Source organism: Enterobacter cloacae complex sp. 385G4, assembly GCF_057320665.1.
In genome coordinates, this window is the sequence record NZ_JBXWDD010000001.1 from 547666 (window position 1) to 567187 (window position 19522).

Annotated in this window: 19 protein-coding genes; 9 read left to right on the top strand and 10 right to left on the bottom strand. The window is 56.8% G+C overall.

All coding sequences use genetic code 11. From position 1 onward, the window contains the following. The 7 genes from cydB to AC2FAJ_RS02785 all read right to left on the bottom strand — a co-directional run bounded on the left by cydB (window position 1) and on the right by AC2FAJ_RS02785 (window position 4905). Entirely contained in the window at window positions 1-1011 is a 1011-nt protein-coding gene (gene cydB, locus AC2FAJ_RS02755) for a cytochrome d ubiquinol oxidase subunit II (protein WP_028013104.1), read from the bottom strand. Continuing rightward, window positions 1011-2414 (bottom strand): cytochrome ubiquinol oxidase subunit I, encoded by a 1404-nt coding sequence (locus tag AC2FAJ_RS02760; RefSeq protein WP_028013105.1) that lies wholly within the window; start codon window positions 2412-2414, stop codon window positions 1011-1013. Before AC2FAJ_RS02760 ends, cydB begins: the two co-directional genes overlap by 1 nt. Window positions 2415-2481: 67 nt before the next feature. Next, window positions 2482-3354 (bottom strand): manganese catalase family protein, encoded by an 873-nt coding sequence (locus AC2FAJ_RS02765; RefSeq protein WP_028013106.1) that lies wholly within the window; start codon window positions 3352-3354, stop codon window positions 2482-2484. Window positions 3355-3371: 17 nt separating this feature from the next. Beyond that, entirely contained in the window at window positions 3372-3878 is a 507-nt protein-coding gene (locus AC2FAJ_RS02770) for a ferritin-like domain-containing protein (protein WP_041910054.1), read from the bottom strand. A gap of 25 nt (window positions 3879-3903) precedes the next feature. Beyond that, a complete protein-coding gene (locus tag AC2FAJ_RS02775) occupies window positions 3904-4107 on the bottom strand; it encodes a hypothetical protein (RefSeq protein ID WP_008502273.1) in 204 nt (67 codons plus the stop codon). A 23-nt stretch (window positions 4108-4130) separates the two neighbouring features. Next, entirely contained in the window at window positions 4131-4625 is a 495-nt protein-coding gene (locus AC2FAJ_RS02780; protein WP_008502272.1) for a YciE/YciF ferroxidase family protein, read from the bottom strand. A gap of 94 nt (window positions 4626-4719) precedes the next feature. Beyond that, window positions 4720-4905, bottom strand: coding sequence for a con-10 family general stress protein (locus AC2FAJ_RS02785; protein WP_004150795.1), 186 nt, complete (start codon window positions 4903-4905; stop codon window positions 4720-4722). Window positions 4906-5411: 506 nt separating this feature from the next. Between AC2FAJ_RS02785 and hglS the strand changes: the two genes are divergently transcribed. Together hglS and AC2FAJ_RS02795 are read left to right on the top strand one after the other, a co-directional pair. Then, window positions 5412-6755, top strand: coding sequence for a 2-oxoadipate dioxygenase/decarboxylase HglS (hglS, locus tag AC2FAJ_RS02790; RefSeq protein ID WP_028013108.1), 1344 nt, complete (start codon window positions 5412-5414; stop codon window positions 6753-6755). A gap of 43 nt (window positions 6756-6798) precedes the next feature. Beyond that, a complete protein-coding gene (locus AC2FAJ_RS02795) occupies window positions 6799-8304 on the top strand; it encodes a carboxylesterase/lipase family protein (RefSeq protein WP_060571854.1) in 1506 nt (501 codons plus the stop codon). On the opposite strand, the gene AC2FAJ_RS02800 is transcribed toward AC2FAJ_RS02795, so the two are convergent. Further along, window positions 8291-9133 (bottom strand): LysR family transcriptional regulator, encoded by an 843-nt coding sequence (locus AC2FAJ_RS02800; RefSeq protein WP_045630396.1) that lies wholly within the window; start codon window positions 9131-9133, stop codon window positions 8291-8293. The two genes, AC2FAJ_RS02795 and AC2FAJ_RS02800, sit on opposite strands and share 14 nt — an antisense overlap. A gap of 114 nt (window positions 9134-9247) precedes the next feature. On the opposite strand from AC2FAJ_RS02800, the gene AC2FAJ_RS02805 reads away from it, so the two are divergent. The 4 genes from AC2FAJ_RS02805 (at window position 9248) to rimL (ending at window position 13838) form a co-directional block, all read left to right on the top strand. Beyond that, the gene (locus AC2FAJ_RS02805; protein WP_485453782.1) at window positions 9248-10417 is read left to right on the top strand and encodes a methionine aminotransferase; all 1170 of its coding nucleotides are present in this window, start codon (window positions 9248-9250) and stop codon (window positions 10415-10417) included. 155 nt (window positions 10418-10572) lie between these two features. Then, window positions 10573-11346: a transporter substrate-binding domain-containing protein gene (locus AC2FAJ_RS02810; protein ID WP_025756391.1), complete on the top strand. Its 774-nt coding sequence runs from the start codon at window positions 10573-10575 to the stop codon at window positions 11344-11346. A gap of 242 nt (window positions 11347-11588) precedes the next feature. Next, window positions 11589-13244 carry a glucan biosynthesis protein D gene (locus AC2FAJ_RS02815; protein WP_041910042.1) on the top strand — a complete coding sequence of 552 codons (1656 nt, stop codon included), beginning with the start codon at window positions 11589-11591 and terminating at the stop codon, window positions 13242-13244. Between the two features lie 45 nt (window positions 13245-13289). Continuing rightward, window positions 13290-13838, top strand: coding sequence for a 50S ribosomal protein L7/L12-serine acetyltransferase (gene rimL, locus AC2FAJ_RS02820; RefSeq protein WP_041910040.1), 549 nt, complete (start codon window positions 13290-13292; stop codon window positions 13836-13838). Here the strand turns inward: rimL and ydcK are convergent. Further along, a complete protein-coding gene (gene ydcK, locus AC2FAJ_RS02825; RefSeq protein WP_041910038.1) occupies window positions 13833-14813 on the bottom strand; it encodes a YdcK family protein in 981 nt (326 codons plus the stop codon). The genes rimL and ydcK overlap by 6 nt on opposite strands. A 122-nt stretch (window positions 14814-14935) precedes the next feature. Here ydcK and tehA point away from each other — a divergent pair, with 122 nt between their 5' ends. Together tehA and tehB are read left to right on the top strand one after the other, a co-directional pair. Beyond that, entirely contained in the window at window positions 14936-15937 is a 1002-nt protein-coding gene (gene tehA, locus AC2FAJ_RS02830) for a dicarboxylate transporter/tellurite-resistance protein TehA (RefSeq protein ID WP_041910036.1), read from the top strand. Continuing rightward, on the top strand, window positions 15937-16530 hold the full coding sequence (tehB, locus tag AC2FAJ_RS02835; RefSeq protein ID WP_028013116.1) for a tellurite resistance methyltransferase TehB: 594 nt from the start codon (window positions 15937-15939) through the stop codon (window positions 16528-16530). Before tehA ends, tehB begins: the two co-directional genes overlap by 1 nt. Here tehB and pepT read toward each other — a convergent pair. Next, the gene (gene pepT / locus AC2FAJ_RS02840; protein WP_136485857.1) at window positions 16527-17756 is read right to left on the bottom strand and encodes a peptidase T; all 1230 of its coding nucleotides are present in this window, start codon (window positions 17754-17756) and stop codon (window positions 16527-16529) included. The two genes, tehB and pepT, sit on opposite strands and share 4 nt — an antisense overlap. A 111-nt stretch (window positions 17757-17867) precedes the next feature. Between pepT and AC2FAJ_RS02845 the strand changes: the two genes are divergently transcribed. After that, complete coding sequence (locus tag AC2FAJ_RS02845; protein ID WP_047368531.1) at window positions 17868-19463, top strand: ABC transporter substrate-binding protein; 1596 nt, start codon at window positions 17868-17870, stop codon at window positions 19461-19463. Window positions 19464-19522: the final 59 nt, after the last annotated feature.

A 19522-nucleotide genomic window follows, 5' to 3' on the forward strand; every position in this document is an offset into this window, starting at 1 on the left:
TCAGTGATAGCCTTCAGTATCCGAAACTTTGCCCCGGAAGACGTAGTAGCTCCAGGCGGTGTACACCAGAATCACAGGAATTATCAGCAGGGTCCCGACCAGCATAAACAGCTGGCTGGCGGGGGGCGCCGCGGCTTCCCACAGGGTGATGCGCGGCGGAATAATGTTTGGCCACAGGCTGATACCCAGGCCGCTAAATCCGAGGAAGATCAGCCCCAGCGTCAGCAGGAAGGGGCGCGAGTGGCTGGCCGGGTTGCGGGTCAGCCGCCAGATCAGCACGCTAAACAGGCCTACCAGCAGGGGAACCGGCAGGAACCAGAAGAAGTTGGGCAGGGTAAACCAACGGTCGGCCACGTACTGCCAGCCGAGCGGCGTCCAGACGCTGACAACCGCGATCACCACCATCAGGGCCAGCAGCACGTGGCGGGTTAGCTCGCGCATGCGGCGTTGCAGGGCGCCTTCACTTTTCATGATAAGCCAGGTGGTGCCCAGCAGCGTGTAGGCGACCACCAGGCCGATACCGCAGAAAAGGTTAAAGGGCGTCAGCCAGTCAAGCGGCGAGCCCACAAAGCGTCTGCCCTCAACCTCAAAGCCGTTGATCACCGCCCCCACGACGATCCCCTGGCTGAAGGTGGCGAGCAGAGATCCACCGGCGAAGGAGTAGTCCCAGAACTTGCGGTGCGAAGGCGTCGCTTTAAAACGAAACTCAAAGGCGACGCCGCGAAAGATGAGGCCGATCAGCATCGCGGTGAGGGGGATAGTAAGCGCATCAATGATCACCGCGTAAGCCAGCGGGAACGCGCCGAACAGCCCCGCGCCGCCAAGCACCAGCCAGGTCTCGTTGCCGTCCCATACGGGCGCTACGCTGTTGACCATCACATCGCGCTCTTTCGCATCGCCCACGAAGTTAAACAGCAGGCCGATGCCCAAATCAAAGCCATCCATAATGATGTACATCAGCGTGGCAAAGACGATGATGGCAAACCAGATAACAGAGATATCGACGCCCATCAGTTTCTCTCCTGTTCCGGAACAGACTCCGCGGCAGACAGTGGACGGGCGGGGGTGCCCGACGTGTTTGACGTCAGCGTATCGACGGGCTGCGGGCCTTTCTTAATCAGCCGGATGAGGTACACATAGCCCACGCCAAACACCGACGAGTAGACAACGAAGAACGCCAGCAGGCTGATGCTCATCTGCAGGGTGCTGTGCAGGGAGACCGCGTCAATCGTGCGCAGATAACCGTAAACCACCCACGGCTGGCGACCCACTTCGGTGGTCACCCAGCCGGCGAGCAGCGCCACCAGACCCGCGGGCCCCATGCAGAGGGCAAACCACTGGAACGGACGCGAGTGGTAGAGCCGGTGGCGATAGCGTAGCCAGAGGCTGACCAGACCGAGGGTAATCATCAGCAGGCCCATTCCGACCATGATGCGAAACGACCAGAAAACGATGGTCGAGTTTGGGCGATCCTCTTTCGGGAAGTCCTTCAACGCCGGAACCTGCTTATCGAGGCTGTGCGTCAGGATAAGGCTGCCGAGCGCGGGGATTTCAAGACCGTATTTGGTGCGCTCCTCGTCCATATCGGGCAGGCCAAACAGCAGTAGCGGCGTGGCCTCGCCGGGCGGATTTTCCCAGTGCCCCTCTATGGCGGCAATTTTGGCTGGCTGATGCTCAAGCGTGTTCAGGCCGTGCATATCGCCCACGACGGCCTGAATGGGGGCAACCAGCAGCGCCATCCACATCGCCATGGAGAACATGGTGCGTATGGCAGGGGTATCGTTACCGCGCAGCAGGTGCCATGCGCCCGACGCGCCGACAAACAGCGCGCTGCTCAGAAATGCGGCGATGGCCATATGAATCAGGCGGTAAGGGAAGGAGGGGTTAAAGATAATCGCCAGCCAGTCCTGCGGAATGACCTGCCCGTTCTCGATAGTAAAACCCTGCGGGGTGTGCATCCAGCTGTTTGAGGCGAGGATCCAGAAGGTCGACATCAGCGTGCCGAGCGCCACCATGCATGTTGAAAAGAAGTGCAGCCCAGGACCGACCTTGTTCCAGCCGAACATCATTACGCCAAGAAAGCCGGCTTCCAGGAAGAAGGCGGTTAACACCTCGTAGGTCAGCAGGGGACCGGTAATACTGCCTGCGAACTGGGAGAACCCGCTCCAGTTGGTGCCGAACTGATACGCCATGACCAGCCCGGAAACGACACCCATCCCGAAGTTAACGGCAAATATCTTGAGCCAGAAGTGGTACAGCGAGCGCCAGACGTCGTTTTTGGTGCGCAGCCACATGCCTTCTAGCACGACCAGATAGCTGGCAAGACCGATGGTGATCGCCGGGAAAAGAATGTGAAACGAGACGGTAAAAGCGAACTGAATTCTGGCGAGATGAAATGCATCAAGTTCGAACATGGTCCGTACCTCTGAAGCGATGGGGCACGAGAATTGCCGGGCAGGTCAGGATGCCCGGCAAAACCGATTACGGTTTACTCTTTCCGGCACCCAGCTCGGCACCGGTCAGCGGGTCGGAATGGGGATCGGACTTGGTGCGGGCAGACATCGCCTTAACCAGGGTTGCCTGTTCAGCTGTGAGCGTCACGCTGGCGCTACCGTCTCCGCCATCAACCGCAGGCTGTGGGGACTCAACGTAATCAAAGTGCTTATCGCTGTTCCAGCTTCCGCGAACCTCTCCACCTTCAGACATATTGTAGTACTTGTTGGTGAATTCCTCGATTGGCGGCAGTTTTCCCGGCGGGAAATTATTACGAATGGACTGCAGCGCCTTCTCAAAGGAGAGCTGATGCGCCGCCTCACGCGTCATCAGAAACGCCAGCGCATCCTTCACTCCGGGATCGTCAGTGACGTTAATCAGCCGTTCATAAATGATTTTCGCCCTGGCCTCTGCCGCCACGTTCGAGCGCAGATCCGCCGTCGGCTCGCCGATGGTATCGACGTAGGCTGCCGTCCAGGGCACGCCCGCCGAGTTAGTGAGCGGGGTACCGCCGCCGTAGAGGAGGGAGGTGATGTGACTGTCGTTACCGTTTTCGGTCATGGACCGATACAGTTCAGCCTCATTTTCCACCCCTTCCGCCAGCGCGCCTTTGGCACCTTTGTTCAGCATACCAACCAGCGTACCGATGATTTCGAGGTGGCTTAGCTCCTCGGTGGCGATATCCATCAGCATATCCTTGCGGCCCGGATCGTCATCGCTCAGGCCCTGAGTGAAGTAACGGCAGGCGGCAGCCAGTTCGCCCTGCGGCCCACCAAACTGTTCCAGTAAAAGGTTAGCGAGACCGGGGTTGGGTTCGGCGACGCGAACCGTATATTGCAGCTGTTTGACGTGTCGAAACATAGGCACTCTCCTGTGGATTATTTTTTCGCTTCGACACCGTCTGCGTCTGAACGCAGCAGGAACTGTTCCGTCGTTTGCGGGATATGGCGAATCAGCCAGTCGGCCATTTCGCGCTCTTCTGCGAGGATCGTCTCAATGGCAGGCACAGAGGCGGTATCGCCCGCTTTTTTCGCCGCAGCGAGCAGGGAGGTGTAGCAGGCGATTTCAAACTGTTCGAAGACATAGCCGCTGATCGAGCCCTTAACGATCTCATCGGACGGGAACATACCGCCGATGGATTGACCCAGGGCCGCCATTTTGCTCATCGAGTCTTTTAAGACCGAACGAGAAATATCATTACGGTCGAGAATTTCCTCCAGCAATGTAATTTGCCGTTTTGTCTCATGAATATGTTGCTCAATTCTGGCGCGAACATCAGGATAATTATCAATACGGCTGGCCATGGATTCCAGCATTGATTCGGCTTGCTTTTCCATCGCATGGGCATCGCGTAGCCAGTCATGGTAGTGTTCTACGTGATTCATCATTGTATCCTCATTAAGGGTTCGCTTATTTGGTCTCACTTTCAGCTGCCTGATCGGCACGTGCGGCACTATAGCCAGATAAGTGGCCGACAATATTGGCGTAAATGCTGATGATAATGACCCATAGTACGCTATTCTTCCACCATATTACGGAAGGGATAGCGAGAATGAACCATATTATTGCTGCCGCTAAATGGCACCGTTTAATTGTCCTGGGACTGATGCTCATTTTATTTAACCTGTCTTATCGCGTCATTTCTGCGCTTTTTGGTTAATATTGCCAACGGCCAGGTCGGTGAGTTTAAGGTCGGTCTCTTTCTCTTCTTCCAGCGTTTCGGCAAGAAGTTTAACGGCTTTTTTGTAGCCCAGTTGTTCTGCGAGGGTCGCAAGAGTACCGTAGCTGGCTATTTCGTAATGCTCCACTTTTTGCGCAGCGGCAATTAATGCAGCATCACGCACTTCATTTTTTTCCGTACTTTCGATAACTTCGTTGGCTTCTTCAATTAAGCCCTCCATTGCCACGCACTTCATGCGCTTGAGCTTAATACCGTCTTCCTGTTCGACGATCTGGTCAATACGTTCAATCTGGCCCTGCGTCTCCTCCAGGTGCGCGGTGAAGGCGGCGCTCAGCTTCTCGCTGGAGGCGGCGCGAGCGAGTTTGCTTAACGCTCGGGTAAGTTGTTTTTCAGCGCTGTAGGTATCGGACAGAAGATGAATAAATACATCCTCAACACTTTTCATATTCATATTAATTACGCTCCGGTAAAATAAGGAAAGGGTACTGCGAGCTTTTCAGCCCGCAGCATGCTCTCAGGTTTTATTAAAAGAGTACTAAATAAGATCAGGAATTATCAGATTTACGGCCTCCGCCGTGACTGTTCTGTCCCCCTTTCTTACCCGCTTCAGATGCGCGTTGCGGATCGTTTTTGAAATTACCACCGCTGTGCTGGCCGCCTTTACGTCCAGCTTCTGATGCTTTTTCACGGTCTTCAGCGAAATTACCGGAACCACCACGATGCTCTGCCATATTAAACCTCATAGTCATATATTGGTTATGTCAGTACGATACGAAAATATTCCGTATCACTCGTCGTTCGAGTAATAACTCTAGTCGCTGTGAGGCATACGTCAAATTCGTTTCGCCATTAGCGGTTGCGTTATATTTAATTATTGCTGCGTTTGCGCTTCGCTTGGTTTGGAAATATGGAAGTGTGGGAAGGACTTGTAAACAAATGTTCAGATTAGTCCTAAGTTTCATTTAAAAATCGGAAGGTTGAGGCCAATAATAATGGCGTAGCAAAAACGAATAATTTGCAAGCGGTGATTTGGGGAAAATTACCCCTTTGGGGCTAGAAAAAATAGCCGCTACGAATCATAAGGAAAATCCTGGAAAAAGATGACGAGGCGCCTGACAGGGGGCGGTAGCACACGGTTTAACCACTGGCGTCTTAAGATCACAAATCGGAAATTCTTCTCCCCGGAAGGAACGGCCTTCTCTACACTCCAGGTAATATTCACTGGAGGCATGACATCATGGCGAACACCATCACGGCTGATGATATTCGGGAACATTTTTCGCAGGCTATGTCGGCGATGTACCAGCAGGAAGTTCCGCAGTACGGCACCTTGCTTGAGCTGGTCGCGGACGTAAACCTGGCGGTTCTGGAAAATAATCCACTATTACATGAACAACTGGCGAACGCCGACGAGCTGGCGCGCCTGAACGTGGAGCGTCACGGGGCGATCCGCGTCGGTACGGCACAAGAGCTTTCCACCCTGCGTCGTATGTTTGCCATCATGGGCATGTTCCCGGTCAGCTATTACGATCTTTCTCAGGCGGGGGTACCGGTCCACTCAACGGCGTTTCGTCCGGTTGACGATGCGGCGCTGTGCCGCAATCCGTTTCGTATCTTTACCTCACTGCTGCGCCTTGAGCTGATTGAAAACGTGGCGTTACGCGAGCGGGCGGCAGAAATTCTCTCTCAGCGGAACATCTTTACGCCGCGCTGTCTGGAACTTATTGACCTCCATGAGTCGGAAGGGCACTTTACCGAAGCGCAGGCGCACGAGTTTGTGCAGGAAGCGTTAGAAACCTTCCGCTGGCACCGTCATGCAACGGTCGACCAGGAGACCTACCTGGCGTTGAGTAACGAGCACCGCCTGATAGCTGACGTGGTCTGCTTCCCGGGGTGCCATATCAACCACCTCACGCCGCGCACGCTGGACATTGACCGGGTGCAGGAGCTAATGCCGAAGTACGGGATTGAGCCCAAAATTCTGATCGAAGGGCCGCCGCGTCGTGAAGTGCCGATCCTGCTGCGTCAGACCAGCTTTAAAGCCCTCGAAGAGCCGGTGCTTTTCGCCGGGGAACATAAAGGCACCCACACCGCGCGCTTCGGTGAAATTGAACAGCGCGGCGTGGCTCTGACCCCGAAAGGCCGTGAACTGTACGATAGCCTGCTGGCCCAGGCCGGAACCGGAAAAGATAACCTCACGCACCAGCTGCATTTGCGGGAGATTTTCAGCGCCTTCCCGGACAGCGAAATGTTCCTGCGCCGTCAGGAGCTGGCGTATTTTCGCTATCGCCTGACCCCGGCGGGAGAGGCCCATCGTCACGCGTTTCGTCCGGGGGATGACCCGCAGCCGCTGATTGAGCGCGGGTGGGTGGTGGCCCAGCCGATAATTTACGAAGATTTCCTTCCGGTCAGCGCGGCGGGGATTTTCCAGTCCAATCTCGGGAATGAAACCCAGGCGCGCAGCCACGGCAATGCCAGCCGCAATGCGTTTGAAGCCGCGCTCGGCTGCCCGGTGTATGACGAATTTACGCTCTACGAGGAGGCGGAAACGCGCAGCAAACAGCGTTGCGGTTTGCTCTGAAATCGTTACTCTTCAGGGGTGTGATGGAAAAAATAAGGTCGTTATGCAAAATCCTTCCGCCCCTGTGGTTGAAACGCGCCAGGGCGCACTGTCTGGTTTAACCGATGAAAACGTTCACCTCTGGCGCGGTATTCCTTATGCCGCACCGCCCGTTGGCGACTGGCGCTGGCGCTCACCCCGGCCGCCGGAACGCTGGGATGGCGTGCGTGCAGCTACCGACTTTTCGCCCTCAAGCTGGCAAAGCAGTGAATATTGTCAGGAGCTGGGCGGGGGCGATCCCGGCCAGTTTTCTGAAGACTGCCTCTATCTGAACGTCTGGTCCCCTATCGACCGTACCGGGCCGCTGCCGGTCATGGTCTGGCTGCACGGAGGCGGGTTTACGATCGGCGCCGGAAGCCTGCCGCCGTATAACGGCAAAGCCCTGGCATCCCGCGGGGTGGTTGTCGTCACGATTAACTACCGTCTCGGCCATCTCGGCTTCTTCGCCCATCCCGCTCTGGAAGGTGAAGAGGAGCGGGTGGTGCATAATTTTGCCCTGCTGGACCAGATCGCCGCGCTCGAATGGGTGCGGGATAATATTGCCGCGTTTGGTGGCGACCCGAGTAACGTGACCCTGTTTGGTGAATCCGCCGGCGCGCGCAGCGTGCTGTCTCTGCTGGCCTCGCCGCTGGCGAAAGGACTATTCCATAAGGCGATAGTGCAAAGCGGGTACACTTTGCCGGATACGCCACGCGCGCAGGCCCTGCACAAAGGGGAAGCGCTGGCCGCCCACTTAGGGCTGAAAAATGCGACGGCAGAGCAGCTGCGCGCGATCCCGCCCGAGGCGTTCTGGCCGCTGACCGCGCCGCTGAACGTCGCCCCGGCCCCTATCGTTGGGGATTGCGTTCTGCCGGAGGCGATGCTGGACGTCTTTTTAGCCGCCCGCCAGCATCCCGTGCCGGTGATGATTGGCTCCAACAGCGATGAAGCCAGCGTGATGGCGGTGTTTGGTGTCGATCTCGCCGGGCAGATCCAGAAGCTTCGCCGGGAGCGCCGCTTCGGGCTGGGGCTCATCAAGCTGCTTTATCCGGGCGTGAAGGGCGACGAGGAGCTCGGCAGGCAGGTGTGCCGCGACATGGCCTTCACCACCATGGGCTACGTGGTGATGCAGGCCCAGCAGCGCGTCGGCGGGCTTTGCTGGCGCTACTGGTTTGACTATGTGGCCGAAGCGGAACACGCCACCTATATCAACGGTGCCTGGCACGGCAATGAGGTGCCGTATGCGTTCGATACCCTCGGGCAGGTGGAGCCTTCGCGCCAGTACGTTAACGAACGGGATCTGGCGTTTGCCGCCCAGGTGGCTGATTACTGGGTGAGCTTTGCGCGCGATGCCGGAACGCATGACAGCCTTCACGGGCCGACGCGCTGGCCCGCCTGCCGCAAAGGGCGGGACGTGCTGTTACGTATTGGTGTGAATAAACATGCAGGTTTCAGGCTTGAAAACCGCTTTATGCGCGCCCGCATGAGCCTCTTCAAGCGCGTAATGAAGCACCACGTCAGCCTCGATTAAGCAAACAGGCGCGAAACGCCGCCAGACCATTCTCCTGACAAGGCGTTTCGCGCAGCACCAGCCGGTAGCTCGCGCCGGTTTTAATGCTGGTCTCATAGGGCCGCATTAGCCTTCCGGCGCGGACATCTTCTGCCACCAGCGTTTCGTCGGCAATGGCTACGCCCAGCCCCTGAATGGCGGCGGTGATGGCGAGATCCATCGTATCGAAGTGTTGATTTTTGTGCATAGCAAAGCCCGGACCTTCCTGATTCGCCAGCCACAGTGACCAGTCTGTCTTATCCCTTGTCGGATGAAGAAACGTCAGCGAAGCCAGCGCGGCACCCGCTCGCACGGGACTAAACACCGGCGTCAGCGCCTCTTCGAACAGCAGATCGCCTGCGCTCATGTGCGTGCCGAAGACGATGGCGGCATCGTAAGATTCGGTTTTGAAATTGACGTTATGATCGGTCGTGGTGGTGAGCGCGATCTGCAGATCCGGCTGCTCGCGCTCCACTTCCAGCAGGCGCGGCACCAGCCAGCGCATCGCGCAGGTGGGGGCCTTGAGGCGGATCACCGTGTGCTGGCTGCGGGCCTGGTCGGCCACGCTCAGCAGCTGTTCGAAGGAGGACTGCAGTTCGGGAAGCAGGGCGCTGCCCTGCGGGGAGAGGCGCAACCCGCGCGCGTGGCGCTCAAACAGCGGAAAGCCAAACCAGGCTTCAAGGGAGGCAATCTTACGGCTCACGGCCCCCTGCGTCAGGCAGAGTTCCGCGGCGGCGTGGGTAAGATTCAGGTGCCGCGCGGTGACTAAAAATGCGTCGATGGCATTGAGCGGGAGCGAACGGCGTGACATTGAAACACCTCAGCTATGCATTTTTCTCATGGCTATTATGACAACAATTCGATTGTCCCGGCAACGAAGTTGTTGTTTGAATAGTTATGCAATATCCATGAGAAGGGAAAGAGGATGACTTTACGAACGCCGGTGCAAACGCGCTCCAAGCTGCCAGACGTGGGGACCACCATTTTTACCGTTATCGGCCAGCTTTCGGCCCAGCATAACGCCATCAACCTTTCTCAGGGGGCACCGAATTTTTCCTGCGACCCGAAGCTGATCGCCGGCGTTACCCGCGCGATGGAGGCAGGGCATAACCAGTATGCATCGATGACCGGCCTGCAGCCGCTCAAAGAACGCATCGCCGATAAGATTGCCGCGCTCTACGGCACGCAGTATCACCCTGCCAGCGAGGTGCTGGTCACCGCCAGCGCCAGCGAAGGGCTCTATTCGGCGATAAGCGGGCTTGTGCACCCTGGCGATGAGGTGATCTACTTTGAGCCGTCGTTTGACAGCTACGCGCCGATTGTTCGTCTGCAGGGGGCAACGCCTGTCGCCATCAAGCTCACGGTGCCGGATTTTGCCGTCAACTGGGATGAGGTCCGTGCGGCAATCACCCCGCGCACGCGCATGATCATCATCAATACGCCGCACAACCCGAGCGGCCAGGTCTTCTCTGCTAATGACCTGCAGCCGCTGGCGGCGCTAACGCGCAATACCGACATCATTATTTTGTCTGACGAAGTGTACGAACACGTCGTGTTTGATGGGGAACCGCACCACGGGATGGCCACGCACCCGCAGCTGGCGGAGCGTAGCGTGATTATTTCTTCTTTCGGAAAAACCTATCACGTCACCGGCTGGCGCGTGGGTTATTGTGTGGCACCCGCAGAGGTGATGGACGAGATATGTAAAGTCCATCAATTTTTGATGTTCTCTGCCGATACGCCAATGCAATACGCGTTTGCAGAACACATGACCGATCCGCAAACCTGGCTGTCGCTGTCGGCGTTTTACCAGCGTAAGCGCGATCTGCTGCACGGCCTGCTGGCCGATTCGCCGTTTACCCTGCTGCCGAGCGCCGGGTCGTTCTTTATGCTGGCGGACTACAGCCAGTTCAGCGACGAGCGCGACAGCGAGCTGGTGAAGCGGCTGATTGTTGAGTACGGTGTTGCCACCATTCCGCTGTCGGCGTTTTATGCCGACGGCACGGATAATAAATTGATTCGCCTCTCTTTTGCGAAAGATGAGGCGACGTTACGGGCAGGTGCTCAAGCCCTGTGTCAGGTTAAACCACGCTGAGCCTATCCCATTAGGCTATTTTATTCGCCATTTTGGCACCGGGCAGTGCTCGAAATCCTCACGTACTACATGTACGTTCCGGTTTCTGTGCGCTGTCCGGTACCAAACTGTCTTCAACAATTACGCCTACTGGGATAGGCTCTGAGGAGTATGAGATGAAATTACGCGCGTTAGTTGTCGGCATGGGATTGCTGTGTACCTTTTCCTCCTTCGCGGCCACCGAGCTGCGCTACGGTCTGGAAGCGGAATACCCGCCGTTTGAGAGCCGCAACGCGGCAGGCGAACTGGAAGGGTTTGACGTTGAGCTGGGAAATGCCATCTGCAAAGCGGCAGCGCTGAAGTGCAGCTGGGTGGAAACCTCGTTTGACGCGCTGATCCCGGGGCTGGTGGCGAAGAAGTTTGACGCCATCAATTCGGCGATGAACATTACCGAGCAGCGCCGCAAGAGCATCGATTTTACCCAGCCGATCTACCGCATTCCGTCTCAGCTGGTCGGCAAGGCCGGTACGGCGGTCGAAGCAACGCCTGAAGGGCTGAAGGGGAAAACCATCGGCGTGCTGCAGGGGTCGATTCAGGAAACCTATGCCAAAGAGCACTGGGAAAAGCAGGGTGTCACCGTGGTGTCGTATAAAGATCAGAATATGGCCTGGGGCGACCTGCTGAATGGCCGCATTGATGCCTCGCTGGTCATGTCCGCGGCCGGGCAGGCGGGTTTCCTCAGCAAGCCGCAGGGAAAAGGGTTTGGCTTCATCGGCAAACCGGTGTCTGACGACACTATCCTCGGCAGTGGGATCGGCTTTGGGTTGCGCAAAGGTGACGAGGCCACCAAAAAGCAGCTTGATGCCGCCATTGATAAAGTACGTGCCGACGGCACGATCGCCAAACTCGCTGATAAGTACTTCCCGGGTATCGATGTCAGCGTAAAATAACCGCCTCATTGGCCCCGTCAGCTGATGTCCTGACGGGGCATTTTTCTACACATTTTCCAGGCTTTCTTTACACCACTTTCGGGCCGTTCTGGTCGACAGAAAATATTTCTCACTTTGTTCAGATAATCACCGGCCAACAATTGGATTCTTAACCATTTTTGTTTAGGCTGTGCGTTCTTTCTTGCCGTCATTTCGCCGAGCGCGAAACACATTCACACGACCATAAGGACGTTTTTCCAGGCATGAATCGCAGACGTTTTCTAAAAGGCTCGCTGGCTGTGGCAGCCCTGAGCGGCACCTCCGGCCTTGCTTCCCTGTTTTCCAAAGCGGCATATGCGGCTGACTCTGACATCGCTGACGGTCAGAGCCGTCGGTTTGACTTCTCCGTACTGCAATCCATGGCGCATGACCTGGCGAAAACCCCGTGGGGTGGCGCGCCGCGTCCGCTGCCGGAGACGCTGGCGACCATGACGCCGCAGGCGTATAACGCCATCCGTTACGATGAAAAACAGTCTCTGTGGAACAATATTGAAGGGCGTCAGCTGGACGTGCAGTTCTTCCATATGGGAATGGGGTTCCGCCGCCGTGTGCGGATGTTCTCGCTGGACCAGTCTACCTCTATGGCGCGCGAGATCCACTTCCGTCCTGAGCTGTTCAGCTACGGTGAAACGGGCGTGGATACCAAACAGCTGGAAGGGCAAAGCGATCTCGGCTTTGCGGGCTTCCGCGCGTTTAAGGCGCCGGAGCTGGCGCGTCGCGATATCGTCTCTTTCCTCGGGGCCAGCTATTTCCGCGCGGTGGACGACACCTACCAGTACGGCCTTTCCGCCCGCGGTCTGGCGGTAGACACCTTTACCGACACGCCGGAAGAGTTCCCGGACTTTACCGCCTTCTGGTTTGAAACCGTCAAGCCTGGTGATACCACCTTTACCGTCTATACGCTGCTGGACAGCCCGAGCGTCACCGGTGCCTATAAATTCGTGATCCACTGCGAGAAGAGCCAGGTGATCATGGAGGTGGAAAACCATCTCTACGCGCGTAAGGACATTAAGCAGCTGGGCATCGCGCCGATGACCAGCATGTTCAGCTGCGGCAACAACGAACGCCGCATGTGCGACACCATTCACCCGCAAATCCACGACTCCGACCGCCTGGCAATGTGGCGCGGCAACGGGGAGTGGATCTGCCGTCCGCTCAATAACCCGCAGAAGCTGCAGTTTAATGCCTATCTGGACAAAAACCCGAAAGGGTTCGGCCTGCTGCAGCTCGATCGCGATTTCTCCCACTATCAGGACGTGATGGGCTGGTATAACAAGCGCCCGAGCCTGTGGGTTGAGCCGCGCAACGACTGGGGGAAAGGATCTATCGCGCTGATGGAGATCCCAACCACCGGTGAAACGCTGGATAATGTGGTCTGCTTCTGGCAGCCGGAAAAACCGGTGAAAGCGGGCGACGAGCTGGACTTTAAATATCGTCTCTACTGGAGCGCGCAGCCGCCGGTGCGTTCCCCGCTGGCCAACGTTTACGCGACCCGTACCGGCATGGGCGGCTTCCCGGAGGGCTGGGCGCCGGGCGAACACTATCCGAAAGTGTGGGCCCGTCGCTTTGCTATCGACTTCGTCGGCGGCGACCTGAAGGCCGCTGCGCCAAAAGGCATTGAGCCGGTGATTACGCTCTCCAGCGGTGAAGCGAAGCAGGTTGAGATCCTTTACGTTGAGCCGTTTGACGGGTATCGCATTCTGTTTGACTGGTACCCAACGTCGGATTCGACGGAGCCGGTGGATATGCGCCTGTTCCTGCGCTGCCAGGGCGATGCCATCAGCGAAACCTGGCTGTATCAGTATTTCCCGCCAGCGCCGGATAAACGTCATTACGTTGATGACCGGGTAATGCGTTAACGATCGATTCCCTCTCCCACAGGGAGAGGGTTAGGGTGAGGGGCAATGACCGCAACACAATCCGAAACTATTCCCGTATCTGACGCGCTCGAGCTTCGCGCCGTCGAAGAGCGTTACACCGCCGAACTGCATAACCTCGTCGTCAAAAACAGAGCCTATCTGCAAACCGCCTTTGACTGGGCGCAGCACGTGGGAACTGAAGATGACACCCGACGCAACGTGCAGAGTAACCAGATGCTGCACCAGCGCGGCTACGCCAAAATGTTTTTGATCTTCAGGGAGGATGCGCTGGTCGGCGTACTGTCGTTTAATGCGATTGAGCCTTCCAACAAAGCCGCGTACATCGGCTACTGGCTGGATGAAGCACATCAGGGGCAGGGGATCCTCTCGCAGTCGCTGCAGGCGTTTATGCGCTACTACGCTGAGCGCGGTGAGATCCGCCGATTTGTGATCAAGTGTCGGGTGGCGAATCAGCACAGCAACAGCGTGGCCCTGCGCAACGGTTTTACGCTGGAAGGGTGCCTGCGGGAAGCGGAATACCTCAATGGCGCCTATGACGATGTGAACATCTACGGCAAAATTTATACCCTATAGCGCCCCCAGGAGCGGCGTGCGGGTGATGCGCTGGTCGCCGTTGATCACCTTTTCACCGCGCAGGTGAATGCTCTCCCCAGCAAAGGCCTCTATCACCGCATCGTCGGTGATTTCTACCCGATGCTCAATCAGCACGTCGCCGCTGATCCGCGCGCGTCCCTGAATCACCACTTTATCATCCAGCATGATCGGCCCGCCGCGCAGCCATGCCTGACCGCCGATCAGGACGTGGTGCTTGATGATGCAGTTTCCTTCCACCACGGCGTTCTCGGCAATCTGAGAGCTGTAGCGCACGGTAGGGATGGCGTCATCGTCGAAACCGGCTATCACGCGGGCGTTGCCGTACACTTTGGCACAGTCGCACACCCAGACGTTGTTGAGTTCGTTACCTTCAAGGATCGCGCAGTCGAACACTTCGGCGCGGTGCTCAACAAACGCGTTATTCACCATCGCCTCGCCGTATATTTGTGCCTGATGCACAATGCGCGATCGGCTTACCGTCGCCTTGCCGTAGATTTGCAGGATCTGGTCGTGGTCCGGCGTGAGGCCTTTAGCGGCAATGATGACGCTGTTGTGCAGGACGCGCGCGTCGCCGTAAAGATGGCACTCACCCCGCACGCAGGAGTGCTGAATTGTGACGTTGTCACTTATTCGCGCCCCGTGGCTGACCTCTGCGGCGTCAAGCCAGCAGTTATCGCCGATATGCGCGTCATGGCTGACGGTGCACGGCAGGGTCAGGCGCGCGTTCCCGGACACGGTTGCGCCAGCGAATACCACGCTGTTTTCATCGTAGATCCAGCAGTCTCCGTCCTGCGCAAGGGCGCGCTCATCGTCAATCCAGCCGCCTTTCGTGCCGGCCTTCACATCGTTAAAGTCCACCGTAGCGATAATCTGCCGCAGCGTCGTTGAGTGGGATGTTTCGCCATTTTTCCATTGCCAGAGCCGGGTTTCATCGCTGAGCCGATACTTATTCATCGTGGGGTCCCTGATATGCGTCTTCACTAAACGTAGCAAACTTTCGGCTTTCCGTTGTGCTGGCATCCGTTGCTGAAACCCCTTAAAATGGCATTTAAAATACATTTTAAAAATTCAAATTAATGGATAAATTAAACAAACCTGAACAGGCGCTTAACCTTCCCGCAGGCTATTTTGGCATGGTGCTGGGCATCATCGGCATGGGTTTCGCCTGGCGATACGCCAGCACCCTGTGGCCGGTGACGCGCTGGCCGGGTGAGATTCTGGTCGCTCTCGCCGTTGCCTGCTGGTTTTTACTGACGACGGCGTTTATTACCCGTGCGATCCGATTCCCGCACAGCGTGCTGGCAGAGATGCGCCACCCGGTAATGAGCAGCTTCGTCAGCCTTTTTCCGGCCACCACCATGCTGGTCGCCATCGGTTTTGTGCCCTGGTTCCGCCCGGTATCGCTGGCGCTGTTCGGCGTGGGCGTGGTGTTACAGCTTGCTTATTCCGCCTGGCAAAGCGCCGGGCTCTGGCGAGGCAGGCACCCGCAGGAGGCCACCACGCCCGGATTGTATCTGCCGACGGTGGCGAATAATTTCATCAGCGCGATGGCGTGCGGTGCTCTGGGGTTCAACGATGCAGGGCTCGTTTTTCTCGGCGCGGGTGTCTTTTCCTGGCTCAGCCTGGAGCCGGTGATCCTCCAGCGTCTTCGCAGCGCCGGGGAGCTTCCCACCGCGCAGCGCACCGCTTTAGGCATTCAGCTGGCTCCCGCGCTGGTGGCGTGCAGCGCCTGGTTTAGCGTCAACGGTGGGGAAGCCGACACCTTCGCCAAAATGCTGTTCGGCTACGGCCTGTTGCAGTTGCTCTTTATGCTGCGCCTGCTGCCGTGGTATGTGTCTCAGCCGTTTAACGCCTCCTTCTGGAGTTTCTCGTTTGGCGTGTCGGCTCTGGCTACCACCGGGCTGCATCTGGGTCACGGCAGTTCGTCTGGATTCTTCCACGCCATTGCCGTGCCGCTGTTTATCTTTACCAATCTCATCATTGGGATGCTGTTGGTCCGTACGTTTATTCTGCTGATTCAGGGCAAACTTCTGGTGCGCACTGATAAGGCACTGCTTATGCAATCTGAGGAAAAATAATGGCTGTCGATGAAAATTACTTCACAGAGAAATATGGCTTAACCCGTACGCATTCAGAGGTGCTGTACAGCGCGGGGATCGTAAAGCCCGGAAAGACATTGGATCTGGGCTGCGGAAATGGCCGCAACAGCCTTTACCTGGCGGCCAACGGCCACGAGGTGACCGCCTGGGATAAAAACCCGATGAGCGTTGATAACATTGAGCGTATCAAGGCGGCAGAAGGGATTGAGAATCTGCACACTGCCGTCAAAGATCTTAACAGCCTGAGCTTTGACGGCGAGTACGACTTTATTCTCTCCACCGTGGTGCTGATGTTCCTGGAGGCAAAAACCATTCCGGGCCTTATCGCCAACATGCAGCGCTGCACCAAACCCGGCGGCTACAACCTGATCGTTGCCGCGATGGACACGGCGGATTACCCGTGCACTGTCGGCTTCCCGTTTGCGTTCAAAAGCGGTGAGCTGAGCAGCTACTACGAAGGTTGGGAGCTGCTCAAATACAACGAAGAGGTTGGCGAACTGCACCGCACCGATGAAAACGGCAACCGCATCAAGCTGCGCTTTGCCACCATGCTGGCGCGCAAGCCCGCTTAACGGGCGGCCAGCAGGCAGATCTGCAGGGCAGTCTTGTAAGACGCCTCGAACGACGACAGCGGCAGGAACTCAAACTTCGAGTGGAAATTATGCGCGCCGGTGAAGAAGTTCGGGGTGAGTAGCCCTTTTGCCGACAGCGCCGCACCGTCCGTGCCGCCGCGCATAGGGATCGGTTTTGGGGTGATGCCGAGCGATTCCATCGCCTCAAACATCAGGTCAATGGCGCGCCGGTCTTCACCAATCGCATTGCTGATGTTGCTGTAGGTATCTTCAATGCGATAGTCGACCTTCGCCGTCGGGTGTTGGGCGGCAATCAGCGCGGCGACGTCCGCAATCTGCTGCTTGCGGGCGGCAAAGCTGGCTTTATCAAAATCGCGAATATTAGCCTTTAGCACGGCGTCGTTCTGTCCGGCCTGAATGCCGTTAAACCAGATATAGCCCTCGCGGCCCTCGGTGCACTCCGGGGTTTGCTGGCGGTCGAAATGGCTGATGAAGTCGGTCGCCATCAATAACGGGTTCACCAGTACCCCTTTGGCGGACATCGGGTGCGCCGTCACGCCGGTGAAGTGGATCTCTGCCGCTGCCGCGTTAAAATTCTCGTAAACAATTTCTCCCAGCTCGCAGCAGTCGATGGTCCAGGCAAAGTCCACGTCGAAGCGTTTCAGATCCAACGCCTTGGCGCCGTTCAGGCCAATCTCTTCGTCGGGCACAAACGCGACCACAATGTCGCCATGCTGATGCTCAGCGGTGAGGTTTTCCAGTACGGTCATTACCACCGTCACCGCCGCTTTATTGTCTGCGCCCAATACGCTGGTACCGTCGCTGAAAATAATCTCCTCATTCGGATAAGCCAGAATTTCCGGGTGCTCGTTCACGCGCAGCCAGATGTCTTTTTCCTTATTCAGACAGAGATCTTCACCATTAAACGTTAATATTTGCGGATGAATATTCGGTGATAAACCGACGTCAACGGTATCAATGTGGGTAATAAAGCCGATGCGCGGCGCGCCGGGCACGTTGCCTTTTTTCACTGCCGTCACGGTCGCGAATTCGTCAATCACGATGTCGTCTAACCCCAGCTGTGCCAGCTCCTGCGCCAGCTCTCGCGCCATGTCGTGCTGGCCCGGCGTCGAGGGCAGAGTTTTCACTTTCGGATCGCTCTGGCTGGTAATCGCAAGATAGCGGAAAAAACGGTGCGTTAATTGTCTGGAAAGCGGCGAGCCCATAGTGTTTTCTTCCTTATTTATTTTTCGGGTGTTTGCCACTTCACTTTAATGTTATTTATGAAATGGCAAAAGAATTAATTAGCCGTCGAATTAAAAAGACAGGAATAAATGATGACAAGCAAACGCACAACGTTAACGCTGGCACTCGCTGCGCTCACGGTCAGTTCCACCGTAGCCGCGAAAACGCTGGTGTATTGCTCCGAAGGGTCACCGGAAAACTTTAATCCCCAGTTATACACCTCGGGCACCAGCGTGGATGCCAGCGCAGTGCCGGTCTACAACCGGCTGGTCGATTTCAAACCCGGCACCACGGAGCTGGTGCCGAGCCTGGCAGAGCGCTGGGAGGTGAGCGACGACGGTAAGGTTTATACCTTCCATCTGCGTAAAGGGGTGAAGTTTCAGAGCAATAAATTCTTCACGCCGACCCGCGATTTTAACGCCGATGACGTGATCTTCTCGTTTATGCGCCAGAAGGACGTGAACCATCCCTATCACAACGTCTCAAACGGCAGCTATTCCAACTTCGAAAGCCTGGAGTTTGGCAGCCTGATTACCGCTATTGATAAAGTCGATGACCACACGGTGCGCTTTACCCTGGCGCACCCTGAAGCGCCGTTTGTTGCGGATCTGGCATGGTATTTTGCCTCGATCCTCTCCGCGGAGTATGCCGATGCAATGTTGAAAGCGGGCACGCCGGAGAAGGTGGATATGCAGCCCATTGGCACCGGGCCGTTTAAGCTGGCGCAGTATCAGAAGGATTCCCGCATTCTGTTTACGGCGTTTGCCGACTACTGGCAGGGGAAATCAAAGCTGGACAGGCTGGTCTTTACCATCACCCCGGATCCTTCCGTGCGTTTTGCCAAAATTGAGAAAAACGAATGCCAGGTGATGCCGTTCCCGAACCCGGCGGATCTGCCGCGCATGAAGGCCAATAAAGATATTACGCTGATGAGCAAGGCCGGGCTGAACACGGGTTTCCTGGCGTTTAATACCCAAAAGCCGCCGCTGGATAACGTGAAGGTTCGCCAGGCGCTGGCGATGGCGATCAATAAGCCGGCCATTATCGACGCGGTGTTCCACGGCACCGGCACCGCGGCGAAAAACCTGCTGCCGCCGGGCGTCTGGAGCGCTGACAGCGAGCTGAAGGATTACGATTACGATCCTGAAAAAGCCAAAGCGTTGCTGAAAGAGGCCGGTTTAGCCGGCGGCATGAGTATTGACCTGTGGGCGATGCCCGTCCAGCGGCCCTATAACCCGAACGCCAGACGGATGGCGGAGATGATTCAGGCTGACTGGGCGAAGGTGGGGGTGCAGACCAAAATTGTCACCTACGAATGGGGCGAATATCTCAAGCGCGTGAAGGACGGTGAACATCAGGCTGCCCTGATGGGCTGGACGACCGCAACGGGCGACCCGGATAACTTCTTTGGCCCGCTGTTTACCTGCACCTCGGCCAACGGCGGTTCGAATTCGGCGAAGTGGTGCTATAAGCCGTTTGATAAAATTATCGCGGAGGCAAAATCAACTACCGATCGCGACAAGCGCGTAGCGCTGTATAAAGAGGCGCAGCAGATCATGCATGACCAGATGCCGGCGGTCATGATTGCGCATTCAACGATCTTCGAACCGGTGCGCAAAGAGGTGACAGGTTACGAAATCGATCCGTTTGGCAAACATTTGTTCTGGCAGGTGGATATTAATCAGTAAGTTTCTATGCCCGGTACGCTGCCGGGCACTCTTTTCGCAATTTGTGCTCCCCACGTCAT